General features: G+C 59.5%; 7 protein-coding genes. 1 reads left to right on the top strand and 6 read right to left on the bottom strand.

The features are described 5' to 3' along the window. The 5 genes from VFE81_RS22220 to VFE81_RS22200 all read right to left on the bottom strand — a co-directional run. The coding region (locus VFE81_RS22220; protein ID WP_325046655.1) for a zinc-binding dehydrogenase at positions 1–914 on the bottom strand (914 nt) is incomplete at its 3' end. A gap of 58 nt (positions 915–972) precedes the next feature. Beyond that, positions 973–1944: a PDR/VanB family oxidoreductase gene (locus tag VFE81_RS22215; protein WP_325046654.1), complete on the bottom strand. Its 972-nt coding sequence runs from the start codon at positions 1942–1944 to the stop codon at positions 973–975. A gap of 68 nt (positions 1945–2012) precedes the next feature. After that, positions 2013–3362: a nucleobase:cation symporter-2 family protein gene (locus VFE81_RS22210; protein ID WP_325046653.1), complete on the bottom strand. Its 1350-nt coding sequence runs from the start codon at positions 3360–3362 to the stop codon at positions 2013–2015. 68 nt (positions 3363–3430) lie between these two features. After that, positions 3431–4528, bottom strand: coding sequence for a hypothetical protein (locus tag VFE81_RS22205; RefSeq protein ID WP_325046652.1), 1098 nt, complete (start codon positions 4526–4528; stop codon positions 3431–3433). After that, a complete protein-coding gene (locus tag VFE81_RS22200) occupies positions 4525–5634 on the bottom strand; it encodes an aromatic ring-hydroxylating dioxygenase subunit alpha (RefSeq protein ID WP_325046651.1) in 1110 nt (369 codons plus the stop codon). Before VFE81_RS22200 ends, VFE81_RS22205 begins: the two co-directional genes overlap by 4 nt. 134 nt (positions 5635–5768) lie before the next feature. On the opposite strand from VFE81_RS22200, the gene VFE81_RS22195 reads away from it, so the two are divergent. Further along, entirely contained in the window at positions 5769–6491 is a 723-nt protein-coding gene (locus tag VFE81_RS22195; protein WP_325046650.1) for a GntR family transcriptional regulator, read from the top strand. A gap of 114 nt (positions 6492–6605) precedes the next feature. Here the strand turns inward: VFE81_RS22195 and VFE81_RS22190 are convergent. Further along, positions 6606–7274 (bottom strand): cytochrome-c peroxidase (locus VFE81_RS22190; protein WP_414695637.1); only part of this gene is annotated, 669 nt, incomplete at its 5' end.

The raw sequence follows: 7274 nt of genomic DNA, 5'->3' as shown, positions 1-7274 counted from the left end.
CCCGTCACCAGCTGGAACGGACGCGTGCTGATTTCCTCGCCCGCCGCCGCCACGCCGATGATGAACGACTGACCCCAGCCCTTGTGCGTGCACTCCAGCGCCTGACGCATCACCCTGGTGTTGCCGATACATTCGAACGAGTAGTCCGCGCCGCCATCGGTGAGTTGCACGATGTGATCGACCACGTTCTCCACTTCGTTCGGGTTGATGAAGTGGGTCATGCCGAATTTCTTCGCCAGCTCCACGCGACCCGGGTTGATATCGACGCCGATGATCCTGTCAGCGCCTACCATTTTGGCGCCCTGGATCACGTTCAGGCCGATCCCGCCGAGACCGAACACCACCACGTTCGCGCCCGCCTCGACCTTCGCCGAATACACCACAGCGCCAACGCCCGTCGTCACGCCGCAGCCGATGTAGCAGATCTTGTCGAACGGTGCATCTTCACGCACCTTCGCCACCGCGATTTCCGGCACAACGATGTAGTTCGAAAACGTGGACGTGCCCATGTAGTGAAACAGCGGCTTGCCGTCCAGCGAGAAGCGCGAGGTCGCATCGGGCATCAGGCCGCGGCCTTGCGTCGAACGGATCGCCTGGCAAAGATTGGTCTTGCGCGACAGGCAGAATTTGCACTGGCGGCATTCCGGCGTGTAGAGCGGAATGACGTGGTCGCCCTTCTTCAACGTGCCCACACCCGGGCCGACATCGACGATCACGCCCGCGCCTTCGTGGCCGAGAATCGCCGGGAAAATGCCTTCCGGATCGGCGCCCGAGAGCGTGTAGTAATCGGTGTGGCAGATGCCCGTCGCCTTCACTTCGATCAGGACTTCACCGGCGCGCGGGCCTTCCAGATCCACCTCTTCGATCGTCAACGGGGCGCCGGCTTTCCATGCGATTGCTGCTTTGGTTCTCATCGAGTCTCCGAATGTAAATTGCTAAAACGCCTATGCGTGACGTCGAACGCTGCCTCATTCAGATATCCAGTTCGAGCGTGCCACTCAGCGCGCGCGAGCAGCATGGCGTGATCTGATCGCCCGCAGCTCTTTCATCGTCCGATAGGTAGATGTCCCGATGATCTGGAACACCGGAAATCACACGCGTGATGCAGGTGCCGCAGACGCCCTGTTCACACGATACGTCGATCTCCACGCCGTGCTCCCGCAACGTCTCCACGATGCTCCGATCGGCGCGGACCATGCATCTCACGCCGCTTCTGGCGGCCACGACCTCGAACACTTCGCGCCCAGAAGCCGGAGCCGCCGGCGCGGCAAAATGCTCAACGTGAAAATGCGCCCGCGGCACCCGTCCGGCGGCGTGGCGCCCCACCATGTCCATGAATACGCCCGGACCGCACGCGTAGACATGTGCGGCAGGCCCGATGCCGGCAAGCACGTCGCAAATTGCCCGTTCTGTATCTTCAACCGAAGCGCCTGTGTGGATGTGAATCGATGCGGCGTCGTCTGCTGCAATCAGCCGGTCGGCAAACGCAACGTGCTCGGGAGACCGCGCAAAATAGTCGAGCCGGAAATTGCGGTGGGCCTGACGCAGGCTTTGCGTCATCGCGAGCAGCGGCGTGATACCGATGCCGGCGGCGAAAAGGACCGTCATGTCCGCATCCTCGTGCAGCGGAAAATGATTGCGCGGCGCGCTGATGGTCAAAGGCGCGCCTTCCCGAAGCCGCTCATGAACGGCTCGCGAACCGCCACGCGATTGCGGTTCCAGTTTGACGCCGAGAATGTAGCGGTCGGTTTCCTCGGGCGCATTGCAAAGCGAGTACTGCCGGATGATCGGGCGTTCGCCGTCTGGCGCGTCGAGAAAAACGTCGATGTGCGCGCCCGCCGAGAAAGGCGGTAAGCACTCGCCACGCGCAGCCACGAGTTCGAGCGCAACGATATCGGCCGCAACAGGCCACTTCCTTTGCACAATGACAGAAATTTTATCCATGTTAATTCGCCTGAATATAGTCACAGCGCGCCGGACTGTGTCGCAGCAGCTGCGTGAAGTCAGCAAGCTCAATGAGTCGTGCTGACGCTGTCCTTGATCGCCGCCTCGACCGTGCCGATCGTTGCGGCGCCGTTCGCGAAGTAATTGAGCAGAATTGCCGTGACTGCGCATAGCGCGATGCTGCTGTTCAGCAAGGTGCCGATGTCCGGCGGAAACTTCGCGAAGTACTTGTCGGAGACCATCGGAATCATCCCCATCCCGAGACTGACTGCAACGATCATCAGGTTGTGACGGTTGCCGCGAAAATCCACGCTCTGCAGGATGCGGATGCCGTTCGCCGCGACCATGCCGAACATCACGAACGCGGCGCCACCGAGCACGAAATGCGGAATCGATGCGACGACGAAAGCTATTTTCGGCACAAAACCCAGAAGAATCATGAGGACACCGGCAGCGACGCATACATAGCGGCTGCGAATGCCGCTGACGTGCACGAGTCCGATGTTCTGTGAGTAGCTCGTGTACGGAAATGTATTGAAGATGCCGCCGATGATTGCGCCGAGTCCATCAGTGCGCAGACCGCGCACGAGATCAGTTTGAGTAGGCTTTTTGTCGATGATGTCGGCCAGTGCGAAGATGCCGCCCATCGATTCAATCAGCGTAACGATCATCACCAGCGACATCGAGATGGCGGCAAGCAGGTCGAACTTCGGCAAACCAAACTGGAAGGGATAGACCATCGCAAACCACGGTGCTTCAGCCAGGCCGTCGAGCTTGACGAAGCCAACGGCGAAGGCCAACAGGAAGCCGAGCAGGATGCCCAGCAGCACCGAAACATTCGCGACGAAGCCGTTTGCGTAGCGACTGATGGCGACGATCGCTAACAGTACGAAAGCTGCGATGCCAATGTACGCGGGACGTCCGAAGTCAGGCACGCCATAGCCTCCGCCTGAATAGTGGATACCCACGCCCATCAGCGAGACGCCGATCACAAGGATGACCGACCCCGTCACGACAGGCGGAAAGTAGCGCAACAGTCGCGCCATGAGCGGTGCAAGCAGAAGACCAACAATACCCGCAACGATCACTGCTCCGAAAATCCCCTGGAGCCCCAGCGCCGGATTGAGACCGATGGCGATCATCGGCCCGATTGCAACAAAAGTCACACCCATCATCATTGGATAGCGGATACCGAACGCCCCCACCCCAAGTGACTGGATGATCGACACAAGGCCGCCCGCGATCAGATCGGCATTGATCAGCGCGATGGTGGCATCCCTGCTGAGACCTAGCGCCCCAGCAAGCACAAGCGGCACTGTGACCGCACCGGCATACATAGCGAGCAGATGTTGCAAACCGAGGATGCCCAGACGTGGCAGCGGCAATTTCTCGTCGACGGGGTGAATCGTGTCGTCCATACGAAACTCCTGCGGGGACTGCGTGAGGAATGTACGGGCGTCGTCAACGCGCAGCCCGCATGGAATGACTAGCCCTGAATCGCAGCCGGCCGATAGGAATCGATGAGGTGCTGCCGGGAACCGGCCTGCTGCTCCGCCTCGAGCACCGCCGCGCGTTCGGCATAGAGCGCCCTGACTGCGCGCGCCACCGCGCAACTGTCGGCAAACATGTCGTACTTCCATCCAACGCCGTAGGCGGAAAGATTGATGTTGTCGATGGTCATGATCCGCATCGACGACGCCTCATGGCGCAGATAATGATCGATGACCTTGCGCACGACCTCCATCGTGCAGGCCAGCTTGTGTGCATGCCATGCCTCGGTATGCCACTCGCCCGGCGCGGGATGCTCGAACGGATACTGGATACCCCGGCCGGGGCGTTCGCAACCCATGCCATCGAACGGTCCACTCTCGTATGCCCACCAGTTTCTCGGGCCATTCGGCGCCACGGGACGCACCTGCGTCCACCACACCATGTTGCGGGCAAGCCAGCGATCGCAGAAGCTGTCCGCGTTGAACGGGTCGAGCCGCCGCACGCTGTCCGGATCGGAGCGGATACCGGAGACGGCCTGCTCGACTTCGTTTTCGATCTTGAAGATGCAATGGCTATAGTCCATGCAGAACTGGAACGGCACGCCGCGCGCTTCTACGACATCAGCGACTTCCTCGATGCGCAGAAATGCCTCCGACCACATGTCGACATGCACCTCATAGGTGATGCTCAAACCGAGCGAATCGGCCAGTTCGAAGGTTCGCAGATACGAATCGATCACTTCGGCATTGGTCACCATCCGGCCGTCATGGTGACGGGCCCAAACCATCAGATTATGGTATTTCGAGCCGACCTGTTTCGCGCGCCGGAGGTTCGCTTCGATCACGGGTTCGTCGCGGCCGAGCTGATAGGTCCAACTGCCCGATAGCACGGGAATCTGATACGTGTCGATCGCGCGCTGATACTCGTGCAGATTGCTCTCTTCAGGAATGCGATCGAAAAAATCCCACAGCCCGGATTCAGCAACCAGCCGGAACTGTTCCATGACCGGCAGCTCCTGCTCGCTCACAGGATGGGTCATCGACGAAGGCTGGATACCTCGGCCGGCGCACGCAAGCGGAAACATCTTCTTCATAGTCTGGTTTCCTCATTGATACGCTGTGTTCCGACCGGCTCCGCGCGGCGATGCTCGATCACCTGGGAACGCAGGCAAGCCGCAAAGCGTTCCCCGCCGGCCGTTGCCGCAGCAGCAAGTTCGCGTAGCCACTTGCGATACTGAATGGAGACCTTGTCGGTCATGACGGACACTTCCTCGGCAATCGGTGCAGCCGGTGTCTGCGATTCAATGATCGGCCGATCTTCGTTGAGCACCTGCTTCTGGAACGCGACGTGCGCCGCATCTTCGCTAGCCGGATCGGCCTCACCGTTGTCCGTGCGCGCGATGATCATGAAATTGCGGCAGACGTTGGCGTCCACCGGGCATGATGTCGTCCAGATCACGAAGCGCCCCAGCTGCCGGTATAGATCGATCTCCAGATTGACCGTGAAGGGCATCGTGCAACGATAGTTGAACTTGCCTAGCGGCGACGCCTCGGGCAGGTTCTCCAGCATTTCCCTCGCGGGCTCGATTTCGAAACACAACTCGCCGTCGATCCTGTCGACCGGCACTACGGGCGGGCGCGCATAGGCGGCGTCATAAAGCGTTCCGGGGTGAACAAATGCGAAGTGAGAAAAGTCGGTGAAGTTTTCCCAGCGACGCTCGGCGGATGTGTTCCACACATATGATTTATCGACAACCACGCGCATGTCTTCACGGTCCCAGTCGCCGAAGGCCGGAATCTGCGTACAGTCGTAAGTGTTATCGAGCCTGACCCAAACGATGTCGTAACGCACAGCGCAATCAAACGTTTCAGTCCGGGCTTTCCCCGGTATCGGCAGGTCCGGACACGCGGGTACATGCCGGCAGACTCCCGCTGCGTCGTACGCCCAACCGTGATACGGGCACGTCAACAGTTCGTTCTCCACTCGACCCAGCGACAGCTTCGCGCACCGGTGTGCGCACCGGTCGCGCATCGCCACCATCGTTTCACCCAGTTTTGCGACCACGAGGTCATCGCCCAGCAACCGGACCGCCATCGGACCTGCGCCGGAAGCATGCGCCTCTTCGAACTCCGCAAGCGTGCAGACCGGATGCCAGAAGTGCCTGAGGAACGATTTATCGGGAATGAGCGGTGTTGCCATTACGCCTCCTTGTTTGCACACGATTTTTACGCATTGTATGCAATCAATAAAGATTGACAACAGTGTATACCCTTGAGTATGCTGTTCATGCAATTTTGCGCACCATGTACTAGCGGCAGCAAAGGCTGTAAGCCATGAAGGAAACGTCCACCCAAACCGTTGTCGATGCGATTACCGACGCGATCCTGCTGCAACGCCTTGCCCCAGGAACCCGCCTCGGTGAGGCCGAACTCGCGTCCATTTTCGAGGTCGGGCGCACCGTTATCCGCCAGGCGTTGATACGGTTGTCGCAAAGCAAACTTGTGCGGATCGAACACAACCGTGGGGCGTCAGTCGCGCAGCCCACCGAGTTTGAAATCCACGAAACGTTCGAAGCGCTCGCGATGATCGAATGCGCGGCCATGGAGAAATTTGCCGGCACGATGACGGCTTCAGACGTGCAACGTCTGCATCAGCATCTGAGCGAGCAGCGCGTCGCGCATCAGCGCAGTAACGTCGACCTCGAATACCGGCTTGGGCCGGATTTCCATCTGCTTGTCGTGCAGATGGCCGGCAATCGCACGCTTGAGGCCATTCACGCGAGCCTGATCGCGCAGGAACGGCTCTTCACGTCATTTCATTACGACGATTTCGATCACGGTCATCTGTGCCGTGATCACGAGGAAATCATCGGGTTTTTACAAGCTGGAGAGGTGGCACGTGCCCAGGCATTGATGAAAGGCCACTACCGCACGCTTGAAGGATTCTGCCTTGGGCATAAGGTGAAACGGGCCGGCCTGTCTCTGCGCGAAGCCCTGCTTTCAGAGGGAAAGAACGATGAGCCCGGCAAGAGCGGGCAAGTGGTCCAATTCAAATAGGGATGTTTCGTCTACCAGTTGATCCTGGGGCGAAATGGTAAACCGCCGCGTCTTGGTCATTCCACTGCCAGCGTATGCCTCCGGTTCGAAAACGTCCCCGTTCTTGTCCGGCCACTATCTTCTGTAGCCGTCGTTCAGCGTCGCAAGAAATGCGGCGACGTCGTCGATATCCTGCTCCGACCAAACAGGGCGCTCGCCTGCTTTGCGCGTGAGCGGCTCGTCGGTCGTATCGACGTTCACGCGCAGCGCGACCGGCAAGTCGTTGAATTTGTCGACCTTGCCGTGCGCGTCTTTCGGATACCACTTCGCCGGATTCGTATCGCGCTGAACGTAAAAACGCAGTGCATCCTTCAGCGTATGGAAGCGGCCGTTGTGGAAGAACACCTGCCGCGTCGCCGTGTTACGCAGCGACACGGATTTGAAAAGTCCGCAGTTGCTTCTGTCGCTCGAGTGATCGGTGCGTAGCGGTCCACACAAACCCATATCGAAGTACTTCGGATCCGCGTTCGCACGCAACTCCGGATTGCGCGGCACGCCAAGCGCCTGGAAGTTGAAATCGGTGAAAAGCGGATGCGAGCCGTTGACACCCGATTGATCGATATGGCACGACGCGCAATTGCCGCCCGCCGGATCGTCGAACAGCTTCTTGCCGCGCAATTCGCGTGCCGTCAGCTGGACCTTGCCGTCGAGGTAGTAATCGAACTTGCTGGTGTACGGATGAAAGCTCGGGTCCTCGAGCTCGAAGCGCTCGATGGCATACATCGCCTGGGTGAACGCCTTGCT

Source organism: Paraburkholderia sp. (assembly GCF_035656215.1).
GTDB lineage: Bacteria > Pseudomonadota > Gammaproteobacteria > Burkholderiales > Burkholderiaceae > Paraburkholderia.
Note: the sequence above shows the minus strand (reverse complement) of the source record. Positions and strands in the feature narration are given on the sequence as shown.